The 19,115-nt window shown below is 60.9% G+C and carries 18 protein-coding genes; 8 read left to right on the top strand and 10 right to left on the bottom strand.

Features of this window, described 5'->3' with window-relative positions; all coding sequences use genetic code 11:
• Window positions 1-114 precede the first annotated feature (114 nt).
• Together umuD and umuC are read left to right on the top strand one after the other, a co-directional pair.
• On the top strand, window positions 115-531 hold the full coding sequence (umuD, locus tag ACL2XG_RS12830) for a translesion error-prone DNA polymerase V autoproteolytic subunit (protein WP_410012261.1): 417 nt from the start codon (window positions 115-117) through the stop codon (window positions 529-531).
• 2 nt (window positions 532-533) lie between these two features.
• On the top strand, window positions 534-1,799 hold the full coding sequence (umuC, locus tag ACL2XG_RS12825) for a translesion error-prone DNA polymerase V subunit UmuC (RefSeq protein WP_410012260.1): 1,266 nt from the start codon (window positions 534-536) through the stop codon (window positions 1,797-1,799).
• On the opposite strand, the gene ACL2XG_RS12820 is transcribed toward umuC, so the two are convergent.
• Window positions 1,770-2,174 carry a winged helix-turn-helix transcriptional regulator gene (locus ACL2XG_RS12820; RefSeq protein WP_410012259.1) on the bottom strand — a complete coding sequence of 135 codons (405 nt, stop codon included), beginning with the start codon at window positions 2,172-2,174 and terminating at the stop codon, window positions 1,770-1,772. The two genes, umuC and ACL2XG_RS12820, sit on opposite strands and share 30 nt — an antisense overlap.
• Before the next feature lie 98 nt (window positions 2,175-2,272).
• Between ACL2XG_RS12820 and ACL2XG_RS12815 the strand changes: the two genes are divergently transcribed.
• On the top strand, window positions 2,273-3,022 hold the full coding sequence (locus tag ACL2XG_RS12815; protein WP_410012258.1) for an SDR family oxidoreductase: 750 nt from the start codon (window positions 2,273-2,275) through the stop codon (window positions 3,020-3,022).
• Window positions 3,023-3,102: 80 nt separating this feature from the next.
• Window positions 3,103-3,585, top strand: a complete 483-nt coding sequence (locus ACL2XG_RS12810) for a GNAT family N-acetyltransferase (protein ID WP_410012257.1) — start codon at window positions 3,103-3,105, stop codon at window positions 3,583-3,585.
• Here the strand turns inward: ACL2XG_RS12810 and ACL2XG_RS12805 are convergent.
• Window positions 3,582-4,676 (bottom strand): DNA alkylation repair protein, encoded by a 1,095-nt coding sequence (locus tag ACL2XG_RS12805; RefSeq protein ID WP_410012256.1) that lies wholly within the window; start codon window positions 4,674-4,676, stop codon window positions 3,582-3,584. The two genes, ACL2XG_RS12810 and ACL2XG_RS12805, sit on opposite strands and share 4 nt — an antisense overlap.
• 196 nt (window positions 4,677-4,872) lie before the next feature.
• A complete protein-coding gene (gene phoA / locus ACL2XG_RS12800; RefSeq protein WP_410012255.1) occupies window positions 4,873-6,309 on the bottom strand; it encodes an alkaline phosphatase in 1,437 nt (478 codons plus the stop codon).
• A gap of 286 nt (window positions 6,310-6,595) precedes the next feature.
• Between phoA and ACL2XG_RS12795 the strand changes: the two genes are divergently transcribed.
• The 3 genes from ACL2XG_RS12795 to ACL2XG_RS12785 are packed head-to-tail and all read left to right on the top strand — an operon-like array spanning window position 6,596 to window position 9,656.
• A complete protein-coding gene (locus tag ACL2XG_RS12795) occupies window positions 6,596-7,357 on the top strand; it encodes an endonuclease/exonuclease/phosphatase family protein (RefSeq protein WP_410016637.1) in 762 nt (253 codons plus the stop codon).
• A 2-nt stretch (window positions 7,358-7,359) separates the two neighbouring features.
• A complete protein-coding gene (gene clsB / locus ACL2XG_RS12790) occupies window positions 7,360-8,604 on the top strand; it encodes a cardiolipin synthase ClsB (protein WP_410016636.1) in 1,245 nt (414 codons plus the stop codon).
• Window positions 8,601-9,656: a lysylphosphatidylglycerol synthase domain-containing protein gene (locus ACL2XG_RS12785; protein WP_410012254.1), complete on the top strand. Its 1,056-nt coding sequence runs from the start codon at window positions 8,601-8,603 to the stop codon at window positions 9,654-9,656. The genes clsB and ACL2XG_RS12785 overlap by 4 nt, the downstream gene beginning before the upstream one ends.
• Here ACL2XG_RS12785 and cydB read toward each other — a convergent pair.
• From cydB to bhsA, 7 genes are all read right to left on the bottom strand, one after another.
• Window positions 9,626-10,654 carry a cytochrome d ubiquinol oxidase subunit II gene (gene cydB / locus ACL2XG_RS12780; RefSeq protein ID WP_410012253.1) on the bottom strand — a complete coding sequence of 343 codons (1,029 nt, stop codon included), beginning with the start codon at window positions 10,652-10,654 and terminating at the stop codon, window positions 9,626-9,628. The genes ACL2XG_RS12785 and cydB overlap by 31 nt on opposite strands.
• 25 nt (window positions 10,655-10,679) lie before the next feature.
• A complete protein-coding gene (locus ACL2XG_RS12775; RefSeq protein ID WP_410012252.1) occupies window positions 10,680-12,101 on the bottom strand; it encodes a cytochrome ubiquinol oxidase subunit I in 1,422 nt (473 codons plus the stop codon).
• A 37-nt stretch (window positions 12,102-12,138) separates the two neighbouring features.
• A complete protein-coding gene (locus ACL2XG_RS12770; RefSeq protein WP_410012251.1) occupies window positions 12,139-12,624 on the bottom strand; it encodes a DUF1641 domain-containing protein in 486 nt (161 codons plus the stop codon).
• The gene (gene fdhF, locus ACL2XG_RS12765; RefSeq protein WP_413722036.1) at window positions 12,624-15,596 is read right to left on the bottom strand and encodes a formate dehydrogenase subunit alpha; all 2,973 of its coding nucleotides are present in this window, start codon (window positions 15,594-15,596) and stop codon (window positions 12,624-12,626) included. Before fdhF ends, ACL2XG_RS12770 begins: the two co-directional genes overlap by 1 nt.
• Window positions 15,597-15,767: 171 nt before the next feature.
• Window positions 15,768-16,649, bottom strand: coding sequence for a PhzF family phenazine biosynthesis protein (locus tag ACL2XG_RS12760; RefSeq protein ID WP_410012249.1), 882 nt, complete (start codon window positions 16,647-16,649; stop codon window positions 15,768-15,770).
• 761 nt (window positions 16,650-17,410) lie between these two features.
• Window positions 17,411-17,668 (bottom strand): hypothetical protein, encoded by a 258-nt coding sequence (locus ACL2XG_RS12755; protein ID WP_410012248.1) that lies wholly within the window; start codon window positions 17,666-17,668, stop codon window positions 17,411-17,413.
• A 10-nt stretch (window positions 17,669-17,678) separates the two neighbouring features.
• Window positions 17,679-17,936: a multiple stress resistance protein BhsA gene (gene bhsA / locus ACL2XG_RS12750; protein ID WP_410012247.1), complete on the bottom strand. Its 258-nt coding sequence runs from the start codon at window positions 17,934-17,936 to the stop codon at window positions 17,679-17,681.
• A 375-nt stretch (window positions 17,937-18,311) separates the two neighbouring features.
• Here bhsA and ACL2XG_RS12745 point away from each other — a divergent pair, with 375 nt between their 5' ends.
• Window positions 18,312-18,980 carry a TetR/AcrR family transcriptional regulator gene (locus ACL2XG_RS12745; protein ID WP_410012246.1) on the top strand — a complete coding sequence of 223 codons (669 nt, stop codon included), beginning with the start codon at window positions 18,312-18,314 and terminating at the stop codon, window positions 18,978-18,980.
• Window positions 18,981-19,115 lie beyond the last annotated feature (135 nt).

Below are 19,115 nucleotides of genomic sequence, written 5' to 3'. Positions count from 1 at the left end.
GATCTTAAATCCAATGATTATCAGCCGTTTGTCGCCGCCGTGGTTTTTCCAGCTTCACATGTTCCCCCGGTCGCATCTATACTGTATGTAAATACAGTATATGGAGTGGCCGTTATGAAGATTTATCCCGCGGCGTTGGGCATCGGCGTACCGCTGCCGTTTTTTGGCGATAAAGTCGCTGCGGGGTTCCCCAGCCCGGCGCAGGATTATGTTGAACATCGCCTGGATATCAACGCCATCTGCGTGCGCCATCCGGCCAGCACCTATTTTGTCCGCGCCACGGGTGAATCGATGATTGAGGGCAATATCCGTGAAGGGGATATCCTGGTGGTGGACAGCGCCCTTAAACCCGACCACGGCAATATTGTTATCGCCTCCGTCGACGGCGGCTTTACCGTGAAACGCCTGCAGCTTCATCCCCGCGCGCGGCTGATGCCGATGAATCCCGCCTTCGCGCCCATTCCCATTACCGAAGACAGCCAGGTGGAAATCTTCGGCGTGGTGACGTTTATCATCTACGCGGCGCTGTAGCCATGTACGCGCTGGTGGATATCAATTCGTTCTACGCTTCGTGTGAAACCGTATTCCGGCCGGAATTGCGCGGGCGCCCGGTGGTGGTGCTGAGCAACAACGACGGCTGCGTTATCGCCCGTTCCGCCGCCGCCAAACGCCTTGGCGTTGCTATGGCCGCGCCCTATTTCAAGATTCGCCGGCTGCTTGAACAACATGGCGTGGCGGTGTTTTCCAGCAACTATGCCCTGTATGCCGATATGTCGCATCGGGTGATGACCCTGCTGGAGGACATGGCGCCGGCGGTTGAGATCTACAGTATCGACGAGGCCTTTCTCAATCTCACCGGCGTCGGCCATTGCAGGGCGCTGGAACAGTTTGGCCGCGAGGTACAGCAAACCCTGTTGCAGTGCACGCATCTGCATTCGGGGGTGGGTATTGCGCCCAGTAAAACGCTGGCAAAGCTTGCCAACCACGCCGCCAAGCAGTGGAGCAAAACCGGCGGCGTGGTGGATCTGTCCTCGCCGCTGCGCCAGCGTAAGCTGATGGCGCTGATGCCGGTGGAGGAGGTGTGGGGCATAGGACGCCGGCTGGGCAAAACGCTGCGGGCGATGGGGATCGGCACGGCGCTGCAACTGGCGGATTCCCATCCGGCGTTTATCCGTAATAATTTCAGCGTGGTGCTGGAGCGCACGGTGCGTGAGCTGCGCGGCGAACCCTGCCTGGAGGTGGAGGAAATGCCGGCGGTGAAGCAGCAGATTATCTGCAGCCGCAGCTTCAGTTCCCGTATCACCCGTTACCAGGATATGCGCGAGGCGGTATGCAGTTATGCCGCGCGCGCGGCGGAAAAACTGCGCGGGGAAAACCAGTTTTGCCGGCAGGTCGCGGTCTTTGTGCGCACCAGTCCGCACGCGGCCGGCGAAATCTATTACGCCAACCAGGCCACCGGCCGCATTCCCGTCCCGACCAACGATTCCCGGGATATCATCGCCCAGGCGACGGCCTGCCTGGATAGCCTGTGGCTGGACGATCGGCGTTATCTGAAGGCCGGCGTCGTGCTGGGCGATTTTTATGACCGGGGCGTGGCGCAGCTCGGCCTGTTCGACCGGTATAAGCCGCACGTTAACGCCGAGGCGCTGATGGCGACCCTGGATAAGGTCAACCGCTCGGGCCGGGGGCAAATCTGGTTTGCCGGCCAGGGCATCCGCCGGGACTGGCAAATGAAACGCGACATGTTGTCGCCGGCCTATACCTCCCGGCTAAGCGATCTGCCCCGCGCGGCGCTCTAGGCCGGCGCCGGCCTGTAAATCCTCCTGGTGCGCGTCGACCCACGCGGCCAGGGACTGTAGCGGCGCCTTCAGCGTCTTACCCAGGGCGGTGACCTGATATTCAACCCGGGGCGGGATTTCGGCGAACGCGGTACGCCGCACCAGGCCCTTGGTTTCAAACGCGCGCAGCTGACGCGTCAGCTCCTTTTGCGTGATGGGGTAGACCCCGCGCTGCAGTTCGCCAAAACGCACCGGGGCGTCGATAACGATCAGCCGGTAGAGGATGGGAATGGCCCATTTGCCGGCCACCAGCTCGACAAAGGTAAGCATCGGGCAGGGCGTTATCGCCGGCGGCGGTAATATTTTTTTCGGTTGCGCAATCGTTCGGGTCGTCATTTCATCCCACTCGCCTCTTTAGTATCCTATTGGTACCTACTATCATTTTAATACTATCTTATAAATAATGGCATTTTTCACCTGTCAGAGAGATAAAAATGCCTCGTTTAGCCGATAAATTTGCCTTGATCACCGGCGGCACCAGCGGTATCGGGCTGGAAACCGCCCGTCAGTTCCTGGCCGAGGGCGCCACCGTCGCCATCACCGGACGCAACGCCGATGCGCTGGCGCGCGCCGCCGCGGATCTGGGCGAACGGGTGGTATGCCTGCAAAGCGACGCGGGCGATGTGGCCGCCCAGCCGCTCCTGGCCCAAGCGCTTGCCACCTTGTGGCCCCGGCTGGATGTGCTGCTGATCAATGCCGCCGACGTGACCCACCGTCCGCTGGAGGAATGGGATGAAGCCGCCTGGGATCGCCTGATGGCGACCAATCTGAAGGGGCCGTTTTTTTTGGTGCAGTCACTGTTGCCGCTGCTGCATGCACCGGCCTCGGTGATTTTATGCGGTTCGGTCAGCGCGCATATCGGCCTGCCGCAAAGCGGCCCGTATGCCGCCAGCAAAGCCGGACTGCTGTCGCTCTCCCGGACCCTGTCGGGGGAACTGCTGGCGCGCGGCATCCGTGTCAACAGCTTAAGCCCCGGCCCGACGCAAACCCCGGCGCTGGAAAAACTGGGCCTGGACGGGGCGGCCTATGCGGCCCTGCTGGCGCAAATCAAGCAACTGGTGCCGCTCGGCAGGCTGGGCACGCCGCTGGAGCTGGCCAAGGCGGCGGTCTATCTGGCGTCCGATGAATCGGCGTTTGTCGTCGGCAGTGAATTGATTGTCGACGGTGGCGTCAGCGGCTTATGATGTGCCGGTGGCCGGATAAGCCCTGGCTTTGCATCAGGGGCGCCGGCGTGGATAAGCACGTTATGATAACGGGTAGCGCTATGATTCATCTGAGGAATATGACCGCCGGGGAATACCCCGATTATCGCCATTTTTTTATCGGGGAATACGCCCGGGACCTGAGCGCCAACCACGGTTACGATATCGGGCAGGGCAGGATCAACGCCATCGCCAGCATTGACGGGTATTTACCGCAGGGGGTGGCGACGCCGGATAACCAGCTGTACTGCATCGAGGCCGGCGACGCGGCGGACCGGCAAGGCGTACCGCCGGTGGCGGGGTATTTATGGATCACGTGCAAAGACGAGGCGGCCTATATCTCCGATTTCTGCATCCTGCCCGCCTGGCGCCGCCGCGGGCTCGGACGCAGCGCGCTGGCGCAGCTGGATCAGCGGTTGCGCGCCCAGGGCGTGACCGAACTGGGGCTAAGGGTGGCGGCCGATAATCCCGGCGCCCGGGCGCTGTATGATGCCTGCGGTTTCCACGTTACCGGGGTGAATATGGTGAAACCCCTGTCGCGCTAGACAATAAAAAACGCGCCCCGCGCCAGGCATTCGCCGTTGATAAAGACCTCGACGGCATGTCTGCCGGCATAGTGCATGCGGGTGGTAAAGTTGCGGATGGACTGGCTGCGGCTAATCTCAACGCTTGCATGCGGCGCCAGCGTCAGGGTTTTCAGTTTGAACACTTTGGCCGATGTGCCGCCGGATTTTTTCACATAGTGGATGGCGTAATCAATCACCAGCCGCTGGGGCAGGGGCGAGGTCGAGCGCAGCCGGAACGCCACGGTCACCTTGTCTCCCAGCCGGATTTCCCCGGGACTCACGCGCATCTCCTCCAGGCTGACCTGCGCCGCCTCGCCGGCGCCGATAAGTCCCAGCGCCCGCCGGTCCCCCTGTTTGATCAGGCTGCGCAACGCGTGACGGGCGATCCAGGCGGTGGGGGGATGATGCAATTCCCATCCCTCCAGCAGGTCCATGACCCACTCGGGATGATCCTTGGTGATATCGTTGAGATGATTCGCCACGGATTTGCGTACGTACAGGCTGGGATCGGCGCGCAGGTTGTCGAGAATGGGTTTCACCGGCGACGGGTCGGCCCGCAGCGCCTCCAGGCGGAACGACCAGGGCAGGCGCGGCCGGCTGCCTTCGCTGGCCAGCCGGCGGACGTGCTCGTCATCGTCGCGCGACCAGCGTTCCATCAGCGCCAGCCCGCGGGACAGATCCTGGCGCAGGTAGGGGCGCACCGCGAATTCCGAGGAGCCGAACGGGGTAAAAAAGCGCAGGGCCTCCATCGACAGATCGTACTCATCCAGCCCGTACATCGCCACATACTCCGGCAATACCAGGGTGACAAAGCGATTGTCCAACCGCGGCGCCAGCCGGCGTAAAATCGCCAGCGCCTGCCCATAGTCCGCCGGCAGGCCGTCGTGCAGGCAGACGCTTACCCGCCGCAGGCGCGCCATCAGCGATAATTGGTCCAGTCCGTCGCCGGTGGCCGCCAGGAAGCGGGCGCCGTCAAAACCGGGGTGGACGGCGGCGGTGTGCGCCGCGATATCGCGCAGCCGGGCGTGGTTAAAGATTTCCTTCAGCGCGGGCGCGCTTTGCTCTGACATGTCACCTGATCTTATGGGAGCGGAGCCAGTTCGCAGGCTAAAGAAAATGACGGGTTTAGGCAAGTCTCACCGTGCGGAAAATCCTTCCCGGCGACAGGAAATGACAAGGGATGATACGCCATGGCGCGATACCCTGGTCCATTCCCGCCTTTACCGCCGGCACGGCGGTAAAGGCGGGAGGGGTCCCTGGCGGTAATTATTGTTTAATGCCCAGCGCATCGCGCATGGTATAGAACAAATCCGTCTGGTCGGTCAGGCCGGCCACGTTGCCCGCATAGGGACCGAAGGCGGCGATACGCAGCTGGGTGCCGGTATGTCCCTGGGATTCGGGGTCTTCAGAATTGCCGTAGCTGATGGCCATCACCGCGCCGTCTTTCGTGGTCAGCGCCTGGGTCAGGCCGGGGGCCTTGGCGTCCGCTTCGATAATCTGGCTGGAGTGGGCGTGATCGGCGGTGACCACCACCAGCGTATGGCCGTCGGCGCGGGCGAATTCCAGCGCCTTTTGCACCGCTTCATCCAGGTCCACCGTCTCGCCGAACTGGCCGCACGGGTTGGCGGCATGGTCCTGTTTATCAATGGATGCGCCTTCAACCTGCAGGAAAAAGCCGTTGGGATGGGTTTTCAGCAGATCGATGGCTTTTTGCGTCATGGCCGCCAGGGTAGGCACCCCGGCGCCGCGTTTGGGATTATCGCTACAGGTAACCGGCGGCTTATCAATATTGCCGTGATAGACGGCTTTCGGGCCCTGCCAGCGCACCGGCATATTGCCCTCGGCAAACAGGCCCAGCAAGGGTTTGTCCTGGTTGGCCAGGGCTACGCCGTTCAGGCCATCCAGGTCGCTCACCAACTGATAGCCGCGCGCCACGGCTTGTTCCCGCAGGGTTTTACCCTGCCACTCCCCGGCCTTGGCGGTTTCGCCAAAGGTTTTGGCGCCGCCGCCCAGCGTCACGTCGGCGCGGGCCGCCAGCAGCTGTTCGGCAATGGAGCCGCGCCCCTGGTTTTCCAGCGCCTGGGTGGGGCAATCTTTACTGGTCACTTCCGGGCCGTAGCATTTGCGGGAGCTGACGTGGGCCACCAGCGCCGCCGGGGTGGCGTCCTCCAGTTCAGCGGTGGACACGTTGCCGGTGGCTTTACCGGCCGCCTTGGCCAGTTCCAGGATGGTCATATGATCCTTGCCGAACACATCGACGCCCAGCGCGCCGTTATAGGTTTTCACCCCGGTGGACCACGCGGTGGCCGACGCCGCCGAGTCGGTGACGTAGCCGGGTTTATGGGTGGTCTTGTCCAGCGCGTAATGGGTGTATTGACCGGTCAGCGGCAGCGCGTCGATCCCGGGGAACGCGTTGCCCGCGCCCAGCGCGTAGTTGCGCGCGGCGGTGATTTCCGAGTCCCCCATGCCATCGCCAATCAACAGGATGACGTTTTTTGCCTGCTGGTTGTTCAGCGCCGCCTTCAGCGCCTCGGTCTGATCGGCCTGCAGGCGGCGTGCGCCGCCGGGCTGGGTAATATCCCCCTGCGCCGCGCGCAGGCTGTCCGCGCCGGCGGCCGATACGCTGCGCGCCAGCAGGCCGTTGCCGCCCGCCAGGGCGAGGGTCAGGACGAGGGAAAGTACGGGTTGGTGCGGATGCGGCATAAAGAAGGCTCCTGTTGCCGGACGAGAAGAAGGGTATGTCTGAATTTATTATTATGTAAGTCTACGTAACCCGGATGTCATTTTTATGACACCCGGAGATAACCGCCGCGGTCAAACTTGGCGAGGTTGTCCGGCAGCAGCTAAGATAGTAAGCACATTAACTAATAATGACTTCTCACCTATTCTACCCGCGCTATATCGGGGAGTGGGTTTTTGCCGCTTAATTTTGCAGGGGTTCGAGATCATGCTGCGAACGGATTATCATCAAAATAAGGATGTACCGGGCATGCCGCAAGTGGAGCAGGGATTTTCCTTTAAGGTGCTGACCATCAATACCCATAAGGGCTTTGCCGCCTTTAACCGGCGTTTTATCCTGCCGGAACTGCGCGAAGCGGTGCGTACCGTGGCGCCCGATATCGTGTTCCTCCAGGAAGTCCTGGGCACGCACGAAAAGCATTCGCAACGCTTCGATAACTGGCCGGTGGTGCCGCAGTACGAATTTCTGGCCGACACCATGTGGGCCGATTTCGCCTACGGGCGCAACGCGGTCTATCCCGACGGCGATCACGGCAATGCGCTGCTTTCCCGTTTCCCCATCACCCGCCAAAGCAATCTGGACGTGTCCATCGACGGCACGGAGAAGCGCGGCATGCTGCACTGCGTGCTGCAGGTGCCTGGCCGTGAGCTGGAGCTGCATATGATTTGCGTGCACCTGGGGCTGAAGGAAGCGCATCGCCGCGAGCAGATGCTGCGCATGAGCAGGCATATTGCCACGCTGCCGGCGGATGCGCCGCTGGTGGTGGCCGGTGATTTCAACGACTGGCGCCAGCGCGCCAATACGCTTTTGCGGCGCGAAGCCGGCCTGGTGGAGGTCTTTACCCAGGCGCGCGGCCGACCGGCCCGTACTTTCCCCGCCCGCTTTCCCCTGCTGCGCCTGGACCGTATTTATGTCAGGAACGCCCGCATCAGCGAGCCGACCTCCCTGGCCAACCAACCCTGGTCGCATTTATCCGACCATGCTCCCCTCGCCGTGGAGATCCATTTATGAATATGAATATGGAGTGGCGCGACGGCAATCGCATCAAGCTGCTGGAAAACGGCGAAGCGTTTTTCCCGGCCCTGTACGAGCGCATCGGCCAGGCCAGGAAAGAGGTGCTGCTGGAGACTTTTATCCTGTTCGAGGATAAAGTCGGCAAGGCGCTGCAGGAAAACCTGATTGCCGCCGCCAGGCGCGGGGTGCGGGTGGAAATCATGGTCGACGGTTACGGCTCGGCGGATCTGTCCGACAGCTACGTCGGCGCCCTCACCGCCGCGGGAGTGCATTTCCGTTATTACGATCCCCGCCCGGCGTTTATGGGCATGCGCACCAATCTGTTCCGCCGCCTGCATCGTAAAATCGTGGTGGTGGACGGCGTTATCGCCTTTATCGGCGGCATTAATTTTTCCGCCGAGCACCTGAGCGACTACGGCCCGGAGGCCAAGCAGGACTATGCGGTGGAGGTGGAGGGGCCGGTGGTGGAGGATATCCATCGCTTTACCCTACAGGCCTTGTATAAGGAAGACCACCATCGCAGCTGGCTGCGCCGGCGCTCCAGGCTGCCGGCCCATAACCGCCAGCCCGGCGAGGCCCAGGCGCTGTTTGTCTATCGGGATAACGATGAACACGATACCGATATAGAGCGCCACTATATCGATATGCTGCGCGGCGCAAAACGCGAGGTCATCATCGCCAATGCCTATTTTTTCCCCGGCTACCGCCTTTTGAAGGAGATGCGCAACGCCGCCCGGCGCGGCGTGCGCATGGTGCTGATTGTCCAGGGCGAGCCGGATATGCCGATCGTGACGGTCGGCGCGCGCATGTTATACAATTATCTGGTGCCGGAAGGGGTGAAAATCTATGAATATTGCCGCCGTCCGCTGCACGGCAAAGTGGCCGTCATGGACGATAGCTGGGCCACCGTCGGGTCCAGTAATCTTGACCCGCTCAGCCTGGCGCTGAACCTGGAGGCCAACCTGATCATCCATGACACCGCCTTCACGCAGCAACTGCGCGACAATCTTAACGGGCTGATTGAAAACGATTGCCGGTTAATTGACGAAAGCATGGTGCCCAAGCAGACCTACTGGCATGTGGTGAAAAGCGTGCTGGTGTTCCATTTCCTGCGCCACTTCCCGGCCTGGGTCGGCTGGCTTCCCGCCCATACGCCGAAATTATCGCTGGTGGCGCCGCCGGTCCAGCCGGAAATGGAAACCCAGGATCGCGCCGAACCCGAAAACGAGGGGGCAAAATCATGACCCGAAAACGCCCCGCCGGTAAACGACACCGCGCCTGGTCGATGGCTAAAAAAATCCTGACCGGCCTGTTTTTTATCGGCGTCATTATCTTGCTGGTGGTCTATGCCCGCAAGGTGGACTGGGATGATGTGGAGCAGGCCATTACCGGCTACCGGCTCAATGCGCTGCTGATGGTGATTGGGCTGGCGGTGTTCAGTTACCTGCTGTATGGCGTCTACGATCTTATCGGCCGCGCCTATTGCGGCCATAAGCTGGCGAAAAAGCAGGTGATGCTGGTTTCCTTCATCTGTTATGCCTTTACCCTCACCCTCAGCGCCTGGGTCGGCGGCATCGGCATGCGCTACCGGCTCTATTCACGCCTCGGTTTGTCCAACAGCGCCATCACCCGTATCTTCAGCCTGAGCCTGGCCACCAACTGGCTGGGATATATCCTGCTTTCCGGCATCGTCTGCGCGTTCGGGGTGCTGCATCTGCCGGCTAAATGGGGTATCGGCGAGCTGGCGCTGCGCCTGACGGGCGTGATCCTGCTGCTGCTGATCGCCGCTTATTTTTGGCTGTGCGCCTTTGCCAAACGCCGGCGCTGGACCATCAAGGGCCAGAAGCTGGTGCTGCCGTCGCTGCGCATGGCCGGCGCGCAGCTGGTGGCCTCCTGCGCCAACTGGCTGGCGATGGCCGCCATTATCTACATTTTGCTTAACGACAAAGTCGATTTTCCGCTGGTGCTCGGCGTGCTGCTGGTAAGCAGCATCGCCGGGGTTATCGTGCATATCCCGGCGGGCATCGGCGTGCTCGAGGGCGTATTTGTCGCCATGCTGGGCAGCGAGCATCTGTCCCATGGCACCATTATCGCCGCCCTGCTGGCCTACCGGGCGATCTATTTCATCGCGCCGCTGCTGCTGGCGCTGGTGCTGTACCTGGGCCTTGAAAGCCGCGCCAAGGCGCTGCGGGAAAAAAACCAGCAACGGGAAGCGGCCCATAAGGCGCAAAAGGACGCGCGGGGGGCGCTGGCGGAAGACGCCGGTCACTTACCCGATAAGGGGCCTTTGGCCTGAGCGTGGATTTTGCCGCGAAACACCCAAAAACCAAAGGTGTTGTAAGCCAGGGTGATGGGGATTAGCACCGCGAAGCCAATCAGCACAAATCCCTGGCTCAGGGGCGGCGAGGACGCGGCGCTTATTGACAGCCGGGGCGGGATCATCGCCGGATATACCGCCAGCAGCAGCAGGGCGAATGTCAGCACCACGCCCCCCAGCGCCAGGCACAGCGGCAGCAGGGCAACCCGGGCGGACAGCGCCCGCCGGAATCCGCCGGCGACCGCCAGCAGCAACAGCGCGGCGGGCAGGGTGAAACGCAGATCGGACAGATGCCGGCGGTACTCCTCATGCAGGCCGCCGGTCCACAGCGTCAGCAGCGCAACCAGCGCCAGGGCCAATGGGCCAAGCCGCCGGGCGAGCGCGCGTGCGCGCGCCTGCAGCATTCCTTCCGTACGCCATATCAGCCAGCAGGCGCCCAGCAGCGCGTAACCGGCCATCAGCGCCAGGCCGCAGAATAGCGGAAATACCCCCAGCCATTCCCAGCCGCCGCCGGTATAATGCGCGCCGTCATGGGGAATACCCTGAATAAACGTACCCATGATCACGCCCTGGCCGGCGGCGGCCAGCGCCGAACCGCCCATCAGCATCAGATCGAACCGCCACCGCTTTTGCGGGTCGGCGCGGTCGCGGTATTCAATCGCCATGCCGCGCGCTATCAGCGCCAGCAGCATGAGAAATACCGGCAGATACAGGGCGCTCAGCAGAATGGCGTAGGCGGCGGGGAACAGGGCCAGCAGGCCGCCGCCGCCCAGTACCAGCCAGGTCTCGTTGCCGTCCCAAACGGGCAGCAGCGAGAGCGTCATGACCTGGCGATCCGCTTCGGCGCGGTTGAACGCATACAGCATGCCGACGCCCAAATCGGTACCGTCCAGCAAGATATAGATCAGCACGCTGAAGGCCAGCGCGGCGGCGGATAACAGTTGCAGCGCGGCGGCGGAAAAAATCAGCTCCGGCATAGGATAAACTCCTGCATTCGTCGTGTTACGGGTGTTGCTCCGGCGGCGGCGCGGCGTCCTGGCCCGCGTACGTCGCGCCATCGCCGGTCTGCCGCGCCAGCGACGGCACCGGACCTTCTTCCCCCGGCCGGGGCGGTTGCGCCAGCAGGCGCAGCATAAAGAGCAGCCCGGTGCCGAACACCAGCAGATAAACCATCGCCACGGCGATGGCGGAGGCGATGATTAGGGCCATGGATACCGGCGAGATCCCCTCATAGGTACGCGTCAGGCCGTAGACCATAAACGGCTGGCGGCCGGCCTCGGTAACCACCCAACCGGCCAGCATGGCGATAAATCCCGCCGGCGCCAGCGGCACCATGATGCGCTGCAGCCAGCGCGCGCGCCACAGGGCGCCCCGCCAGCGCAACGCCACGCCCGCGATGCCCGCCAGGGCCATCACCAGCCCCAGGCCCACCATGACGCGAAAGGCGAAAAACACCAGTGGCACCGGCGGGATGTCCTGGGGCGGAAACTCATTCAGGCTTTTAATGGTGCCGGTAAGGTTATGGCGTAGATAGAGCGAGCCAAGTCGGGGAATCGACACCTCCCAATGGTTGCGCCGCGCCGTCATGTCCGGCAGCGCGAACAGCCGCATCGGCTCCCCGGCGCCCGGCGGCGGTCGGTCCCAGTCGCCCTCCATGGCGGCCACTTTTTGCGGCTGGTGGCGCAGGGTATTTTCGCCGTGCAAATCCCCGGCGATAATTTGCAAGGGCGCGGCGACGGCCACGGTCCACAGCGCCCAGGAAAACATCACCCGGGCCGCCGGATTGCGGCTGTCGCGCAGCAGATGCCGGGCACCGGCTGCCGCCACCATAAACGCGGTGCCGAGTACGGCGGCCAGCAGCATATGCGCCAGCCGATAGCCAAAGGAAGGATTGAAGATAATCGCCAGCCAGTCCTGCGGGTGGAAACGACCGCCGTCGTCCATCAAAAAACCCGCCGGGGTTTGCATCCAGGAGTTGGCGGAGATAATCCAGAACGCGCTGAATAGGGAACCCAGCGCCACCATGCAGGTGGTGAAAAAATGCAGTTTCGGCCCGACCTTCTGCATGCCGAACAGCATAATGCCCATAAAACCGGCTTCCAGGAAAAACGCCACCAGCACTTCATAAAACATCGGCGGCCCGATAATCGCGCCCGCCCGCGCGGAGAACACCCCCCAGTTGGTGCCGAACTCAAACTCCATCACCACCCCGGACACCACGCCCACCGCCACGTTAAGCGCAAAGATCTTGAGCCAATACCGATACAGGTCCAGATAGACCTGGCGCCGCCGCCATAGCCACAGGCCTTCCAGCGCCGTCAAAAAAAGGGCCAGGCCGATGGTAAAGGCGGCCAGCACGATATGAAAACCTATGGTGAAGGCAAACTGGGCGCGCGCAATCAGCAGCGCAGAAACGTGTTCCATCGGACCCTTGCTTCGGCAGCAATTGCCGTGTTTGACCTCAGGCGTCGCTGGGCTTGCCGGTAAACGAAGAGATGGGTTTATCCACCTCTTCATCCATGCGGCGGCTAAAGGCCTTCATGCCGTCGATAAACGGCGTAATCCCCTGCCAGAAGGCGTCGTCGTTAAGCATCTTATACAGTCCCCGGACTCCCGGCGCATCCTGGGGAGCGTCGTTTCCTTCCCGCGCGCGGCTTATCACATCGACCATATCGCGCACGGCGAACACCATCTTGTAGAATTGACCGGGAGGAAAGGTGGATAACGCCATGGCCAGCACCGACAGGTTTTGGATAACGTTCAGCGAGCCTTCCCGGTTGAGCCCGTTGACCAGCACCCGCGCTATCTGGTTATTGGCGGCCACCAGGTCGTTGGCCAGGCGCAGCACGCCGTGCTCGTGCAGGGTTTGCAGCAAGCGTTCCAGCTCCTCATGGGCATCCGGCCCGATTTTCGGAGCCTCCACCGTATAACCGATAGGTTTAGCCATTAGAATTTCTCCGGATGAGGTTCTTGTGCAGGCGGCGGCAGGTAATCGTCGCGCCGCCATTTCTGCTCCACGGGCACCTTGTCGATGGGGGTACGGGAGCCATAGCGGAAATTATGGCGCGGCAGGGGCGAAACCATGTTCTCCCGGGGCAGCACGGTAAGTTTAACCGCCAGCTCTTTATAGGCGGGGGTGTTCACATCCGGATCGTGATGCTCGCCGGTCAGGGCGTTAACGCCGTCCTTGCCCAGATGAATGGGGAGAAACAGGGTATTGCCCTGCACCCGATCGGTAATCACCGCCGGCACCTCGACGGCGCCGCGCCGCGAGGCCAGGCGTAGCCAGGCGCCTTCCTCGATGCCCCGCTCCGCCGCCAGCCCCGGGCTGATTTCCACAAACCAGTCCGGCGACAGGGAGAGGAGGCGACCTCCGCGTCCGGTCTGGTTGGTGGACTGGAAATGCTCCAGCATCCGGCCGTTATTCAGCATTAAATCATATTCGCCGTCCTGCGCCTCGGCGGGCGGCTTCCATTCCAGCGGATAAAGGACGGCTTTGCCGTCCTCGGTATGGAAACCGTCGGTATACAGCAGCGGCGTGTCGGTACCGTCGGCCTTGACCGGCCAAAGCAGCGATTGCCATCCCGCCAGCCGTTCATAGGTCACGCCGGCGAAGACCTTGGCGATACCGGCGGCCTCGGCCATGATCTGCGAAGGATGGGTGTAACCCCAGGGATGGCCCATCCTGGCCGCCAGGTCGGTGAGGATGCGCCAGTCCGGCCGGCTATCGCCGAGCGGCGGCATCACTTCATAAAAACGCTGGATGCGGCGCTCGGTATTCACAAACGACCCCTCTTTTTCCACGCTCGGGCAGCCGGGCAACACCACGTCGGCGAATTCGGCGGTGCGGCTCATAAACAGGTCCTGCACCACCAGAAAATCCAGATTGGTAAACCCCTCATGCACATTGGCGGCATCGGCGTCAGAGAATGCCGTTTCCTCGCCAATCACATACATCGCCTTGATTTTTTTCTCTTTCGCATGCTTCACCATGGTGAAATTATCGTCGCCGGCCTTATCGGACAGGCGGTCCGGCGCCACACCCCAGGCCTTGGCCCATTTGGCGCGCACCTGGGGATCGGTGACCTTTTCATAGCCGGGATAAAAATCCTTCAGGCAGCCGAAATCACTGGCCCCCTGCACGTTATTATGGCCGCGCATCGGGTATCCGCCGGTACCGGGCCGGCCGTAGTTGCCGGTCACGAGCAGCAGGTTCGACAGCGCCGTGCTGGTATCCGCCCCGTGGCTGTGCTGGGTAATGCCCATCGCCCACAGTATGCAGACGGAGGATGCCCGGCCAATCATTTCGGCGGCGTCAATCAACTGCCGGCGCGCGATGCCGGTGATCCGCTCGGCGAACGCCAGGGTAAAAGGCGCCAGGGATTGGCGGTACGCGTCCACCTGGTTTACCCGTGCCGCCAGGAAGTCCGTATCCGCATAGCCATGATCAAACATATAACGCGCCATGGCGGACGCCCAGACCATATCGGTGCTGGAGTTGATGCGCAGGAATAGATCCGCGCGTTCCGCCATTTCGTGTTTACGCGGATCCACGACAATCAGCCGCTGGCCGCGGTGCTTGCGCGCCGCCTTGAGACGGGCGGCGATCACCGGATGATTCTCGGCGGTATTGCTGCCGACGATAATAATCAGCTCGGCCCGTTCCAGATCCTGGATGGAACCGGCGTCGCCGCCATATCCCACGGTGCGGAACAGACCCATGGTGGCGGGGTTCTGGCAGTAGCGGGACGAATTGTCGACGCTATTGGTGCCGATAATCAGCCGGGCGATTTTTTGCGTCAGGTAGGCTTCTTCATTGCTGGCTTTGCTGGAACCGATAAACCCGATGCTTTCGGCGCCGTGGGTATTGCGTATCTCCAGCAGGCGGCGGGCCACCAGATCCAGCGCTTCATCCCAGCCGGCCTTGCGGAAACGGCCGTTTTCACGAATCAGCGGCGTGGTCAGGCGCGCTTCGCTGTTGACGAAATCCCAGCCGAATTTACCTTTGACGCAGGTGGAGATGCCGTTGGCCGGCGCATCCACCATCGGCTGCACTTTCAGGATATGCCGGTCACGGGTCCACATTTCAAACGAACAGCCCACGCCGCAATAGGTGCAGACGGTTTTGGTGCGTTTGATTTCCGGCTGGCGCCAGTGCATATCCATCATGGAGATACCGGTAATGATTTCCGCGCCGGTGGTGTTCTCGAGGGTTTTGATCATATCGATCAGCGGGCGTTTCAGATCGGGAGACATGGCGGTAAACGGCCCGGCGTCCGGCTGCATGGTTTTTTCCATCAAGGCGTTGCAGGGACAGACCGTGACGCAGTGACCGCAGCTGACGCAGCTGGAGCCGGCGATTTTTTCACCACCGTCCCACAGTACGCGCGGATGATCCGCGCTGTAGTCGATACTCAGCGTCTCGTTGACCTCGACGTTCTGGCAGGCGTCCACGCAGCGGCCGCACAGGATGCACTGATCGGGATCGTAGGTGTAAAATGGATTGGAATGGTCCTTCGCATACGGCTTGCGCTCGAACTTATAACGCTGGATGGGGATATGCATATCCGCCATGGTGTTGTGCAGGGTACAGTCGCCGGTATTGTGCTCGCATACCGTGCAATACAGCTCGTGCTTGGCCAGCAGCCGGTCCATGCCCTCGACTTGCGCCGCCCGGGCCTGCGCGCCCCGGCTGTTGAGCACCATGCCGTCACGGGTGCGCAGGGTACAGCCGCGCACCAGCTGATGGTCCTGCTCCACCCAACAGACATCGCAGGTTTTCAGCGGGTCCAGCGCCGGGTGATAACAGACATGGGGCAGGTTGACGCCCCGCGCGGCCAGGAAATCCACCAGCGGCGTATCCGCTTTGCCGGTCAGCGGCACACCGTCAAAAATAATCGTGCAGTCTGTCTGGCTCATCAGGCTACCTCAAATAACGACCACCACCTATCATGTGCATCTTTGCCATGGCGGCCACTAAGATAGTGTTAAAGGTAGTCGTTAATGATTGATGCGCAATAGCCACACCGTTTGCAGATTGTTGCTAATTATTAACAGTAAGGATGCAGGTTATTAACATTTACCTGACGGCTACAGCCTGAACGTGCCGTCGATCACGGTGACCGATTGGCCGGCAATCCACGGCACGCCGTCGATAAAGCGCGCGCTGACCTGGCCGTCGCGCCCCAGGACCGTGCCCTGGCGGACGCGCCAGGACTCGGCAAACGCCGGATTATCAGGAAATCCCTGGGCGTGCAGCAGGCGCGCCAGGCAGGCATTGGCGCTGCCGGTGACCGGATCCTCCACCAGGGCGCCCTGTTCCACCAAAAAGGCCCTGACTTCATAATCCGCCGGGCCGTTTGCCTCGTGCAGGCCATATACCGCCAGGCCGTTCGCTTCGCAACGCTTGAGCAACCGCTCCAGGGCGACGGCGTCCGGTTGCATCCGCAAACAAGACAGCGCGCTGTCGGCCCGGGCCACCAGCCAGCGGATCCCCATGTCCACCACGACCGGCGGAGACCAGGTGACCGTCGTCGCGCCGCCCACGGCGGCGTTAAGCAGGGGGAAATAACTTTCGTTCACCGTATAGATTTTGGCCTCGGGCGCCTGGAACGCCAGCCATCCGGCGCGGGTGATATCGAGGGCGACCAGGCCCACCCCGCACTCCTGGATGAGTCTATCGGCCGCCTTGGCCCTAAAGCCGCTTTCCAGCATCGCATGGGCAGTGCCGAGCGTGGGATGGCCGGCAAAAGGCAATTCTCCTGCCGGGGAGAAAATACGCACATGGTAATCGGCGCCGGCGGCCGAAGGCGGCAGGACAAACGTGGTTTCGGATAAATGAGTCCAGCGGGCCACGGCCAGCATCTGCCGATCGGATAAGCCATCGGCATCCAGGATCACCGCCAGGGGATTGCCCATCAACGCAGTGGCGGTAAACACATCGACCTGTTTAAATCGACGCAGCTCGGTCATAACCCATCCTTTTTAACAGTAAGGCGATTATTGCCGATTCTGGCGTGGTTGCAGGATAACTGCAAGGACGGTAAGAGGGATATTGCGCTTTGAGATAACCGCCAGGCCAGGGGAGCGGTTAACCCGCCGCCTCAGCGGACGGGCGGCAAAAAAAACTGCGCCGCCAACTGTCAATAAAAGCACCTGACAGTTGGGGCGCAGCTCTCAATGGGTTTTATACCAGAGGATCGCAACCCTTAGCCGCGGCCCGGTCCGCCGCCATGGTGATAACCGCCGCCGCCGCCATGACCGCCGCCGCCGCCCCAAGGCGGTGGCCACAGGCAACCGCTAAGCGCGGCGCTAAGAACAATAATTCCGACAAATGCTAAAATGCGACGCATTGTTTTGCTCCATATATTAATAATTACGTTACCGTTAGATGATTATCCATTCGTTAAAAGGGGTCAACGGCGGCAACCGTAAAGATATTTGGCACAGATGTTTCTATTTGCGTTTATTGCATGGAAGCGTAAATTTGGCGGAAAACGGCAGGGCTAATTTATTCATTAACATAGGAAAAAGCTTATTTAGGGCTTTTATTTATTTTAATAAAGATATAATTAAGAATATTCCTGACAGAGGATAGCAACGGGCAGGAGAAAAGAAAGCGTTATTTTGTTACAACGTAAAAAAAGCGTTTGCGCGATGATATTACGCAAACGCTTTAGGGAAAATAATGAATGGGCCAAGCCCGGATTTTTTGATGACGCGCCGGTAAAGCGCTATTCATAAACGACCGACGTACTGTGCATATTATTGCGCCCCGACACCGACGTTACCGGATAGGCGCGGTTATCGACGCGTACGGCGCGTTCACTGCCATGACCGGGCAGGGTAGGCAACCCTGTCCTGGCGCCCACGGTCGTCAATACCACCTGGTGAGGCTCATACCGGGCGGTATTGATGGTGTCGGCGGCAACACTGCCGAACGACACCATGGCGGCCAGGGCAACGATACCAAGATTAACTTTGTTCATCATGGCGCCATCCTTATTGGTAAATTACCGCCGTGCCATGCAGGTTATTCTGGCCGGTGGTGGAGGTAATCACAAAAGACTTCGCGCCTTCGGCCGAAGCCTTGGCGGACAGCTGGCTTTCCAGCGAAGACAGGTTGGCGCCGCCGGTGGCGCTGATGACGCCTACCGGTTGCTGACCCGCCGGGGCGGAGGTCGCCAGTTCTGCGGCAAAACTACCGAAAGAGACAGCGCTCAGGGCGATGGCGGCGATGGCATATTTTACGTTTTTCATAATCTTATCTCTCTATGCATTCTGGTTGCAGGATTTGTGAGTCAACGCTATTTGTTAACGTTCGATAAGTAAATACTAGTCCTCCTGACGGCGTTGATCAACTAAATTTTTAATGATCGTTAATATAATAGATAAGCCATTGTTAATAATGAAAATTTATTTTTATTGTCAACGCTCACTCACTTTGGGTTGGAGAGGCCGCCGCAAGGGAGGAACAGGCATGGCCGCCAAATTTAACATTCTTTGGGCAATGTGACGAAAGGCACTTGTAATTTTTGTAATGATCGTTAATTATATAGGTGCCGGCTGATATCCACAAGGACGTTGTGCAAGCGGCAAGATGCCAGGCATAAAAATGCGATAAGAGAGGATGTTATGAATACCGATCATGTTGCGCCCATACGGAAAGGACGCGGACGCCCAAAACAGTTCGACCGTGACGATGCGCTGGATAAAGCGCTGGAACTGTTCTGGCGCCACGGCTACGAAGCGACCTCGCTGACCGATCTGGTGGAGGCCACCGGGGCCAAGGCCCCGACGCTGTACGGCGAGTTCGGCAATAAGGAAGGCCTGTTCCGCGCGGCGGCCGAACGCTACGTGGCGAAATTCGCCGAACGGGGCAAGGTGCTGCTGGCCGACCCCGCCTGTACGGCGGCGCAGGCGGTTGAAAATTTCCTGCGCGATACCGCGGCGCTGTACACCGACAAAGATTTGCCCTCGGGCTGCTTTATTATCTGTACGTCCGCCGCGCTCTCGTCTTCATCCGACGCCGTGGCGAAACTGCTGCGCGCGCGGCACCATTTCCAGGAAAACATGCTGGCGGATTTCCTGCGCGCGCGCCAGGCCCAGGGAGAATTGCCGGCCGGCACTCATGTGCCCACCCTGGCGAAATACCTGACCTGTATCCTGCAGGGGATGTCGGTGCAGGCCCGTGACGGCGCTACCCGCGCGGATCTGGATACCATCGTTACCACGTTGATGAAAGTGTGGCCGACTCTGGCACGCATCGGCGCGGCCGCCGCCCGGGACACGGCACAGGTTTAACGGCGCCGCGCCGACCCCGCGCGGCCGAAAAGACAGCGGCGCGACGCAGATAAAGTTGATTCTGCGCAGGGCGCCGGTGTCCTGCGGTACGTAATATGCGTTTATCAGGTCACGTCGTGGCAATTCCGGACTGGA

The organism is Sodalis sp. RH24 (assembly GCF_047324145.1).
Lineage (GTDB): Bacteria > Pseudomonadota > Gammaproteobacteria > Enterobacterales > Enterobacteriaceae > Acerihabitans.
The sequence above is the reverse complement of the archived record's forward strand: the minus strand, read 5'-3'. Positions and strand labels throughout refer to the sequence as shown.

Excerpts from the sequence above, each read along its gene's own strand:
- ACL2XG_RS12815 (WP_410012258.1), top strand. The coding sequence starts at position 2,273 with ATGCCTCGTTTAGCCGATAAATTTGCCTTGATCACCGGCGGCACCAGC.
- umuC (WP_410012260.1), top strand. The coding sequence starts at position 534 with ATGTACGCGCTGGTGGATATCAATTCGTTCTACGCTTCGTGTGAAACC.
- ACL2XG_RS12820 (WP_410012259.1), bottom strand. The coding sequence starts at position 2,174 with ATGACGACCCGAACGATTGCGCAACCGAAAAAAATATTACCGCCGCCG.
- ACL2XG_RS12745 (WP_410012246.1), top strand. The coding sequence starts at position 18,312 with ATGAATACCGATCATGTTGCGCCCATACGGAAAGGACGCGGACGCCCA.
- fdhF (WP_413722036.1), bottom strand. The coding sequence starts at position 15,596 with ATGAGCCAGACAGACTGCACGATTATTTTTGACGGTGTGCCGCTGACC.
- ACL2XG_RS12755 (WP_410012248.1), bottom strand. The coding sequence starts at position 17,668 with ATGATGAACAAAGTTAATCTTGGTATCGTTGCCCTGGCCGCCATGGTG.
- phoA (WP_410012255.1), bottom strand. The coding sequence starts at position 6,309 with ATGCCGCATCCGCACCAACCCGTACTTTCCCTCGTCCTGACCCTCGCC.
- ACL2XG_RS12810 (WP_410012257.1), top strand. The coding sequence starts at position 3,103 with ATGATTCATCTGAGGAATATGACCGCCGGGGAATACCCCGATTATCGC.
- ACL2XG_RS12805 (WP_410012256.1), bottom strand. The coding sequence starts at position 4,676 with ATGTCAGAGCAAAGCGCGCCCGCGCTGAAGGAAATCTTTAACCACGCC.
- ACL2XG_RS12760 (WP_410012249.1), bottom strand. The coding sequence starts at position 16,649 with ATGACCGAGCTGCGTCGATTTAAACAGGTCGATGTGTTTACCGCCACT.
- cydB (WP_410012253.1), bottom strand. The coding sequence starts at position 10,654 with ATGCCGGAGCTGATTTTTTCCGCCGCCGCGCTGCAACTGTTATCCGCC.
- ACL2XG_RS12785 (WP_410012254.1), top strand. The coding sequence starts at position 8,601 with ATGACCCGAAAACGCCCCGCCGGTAAACGACACCGCGCCTGGTCGATG.
- ACL2XG_RS12775 (WP_410012252.1), bottom strand. The coding sequence starts at position 12,101 with ATGGAACACGTTTCTGCGCTGCTGATTGCGCGCGCCCAGTTTGCCTTC.
- ACL2XG_RS12795 (WP_410016637.1), top strand. The coding sequence starts at position 6,596 with ATGCCGCAAGTGGAGCAGGGATTTTCCTTTAAGGTGCTGACCATCAAT.
- ACL2XG_RS12770 (WP_410012251.1), bottom strand. The coding sequence starts at position 12,624 with ATGGCTAAACCTATCGGTTATACGGTGGAGGCTCCGAAAATCGGGCCG.
- clsB (WP_410016636.1), top strand. The coding sequence starts at position 7,360 with ATGAATATGGAGTGGCGCGACGGCAATCGCATCAAGCTGCTGGAAAAC.
- bhsA (WP_410012247.1), bottom strand. The coding sequence starts at position 17,936 with ATGAAAAACGTAAAATATGCCATCGCCGCCATCGCCCTGAGCGCTGTC.
- umuD (WP_410012261.1), top strand. The coding sequence starts at position 115 with ATGAAGATTTATCCCGCGGCGTTGGGCATCGGCGTACCGCTGCCGTTT.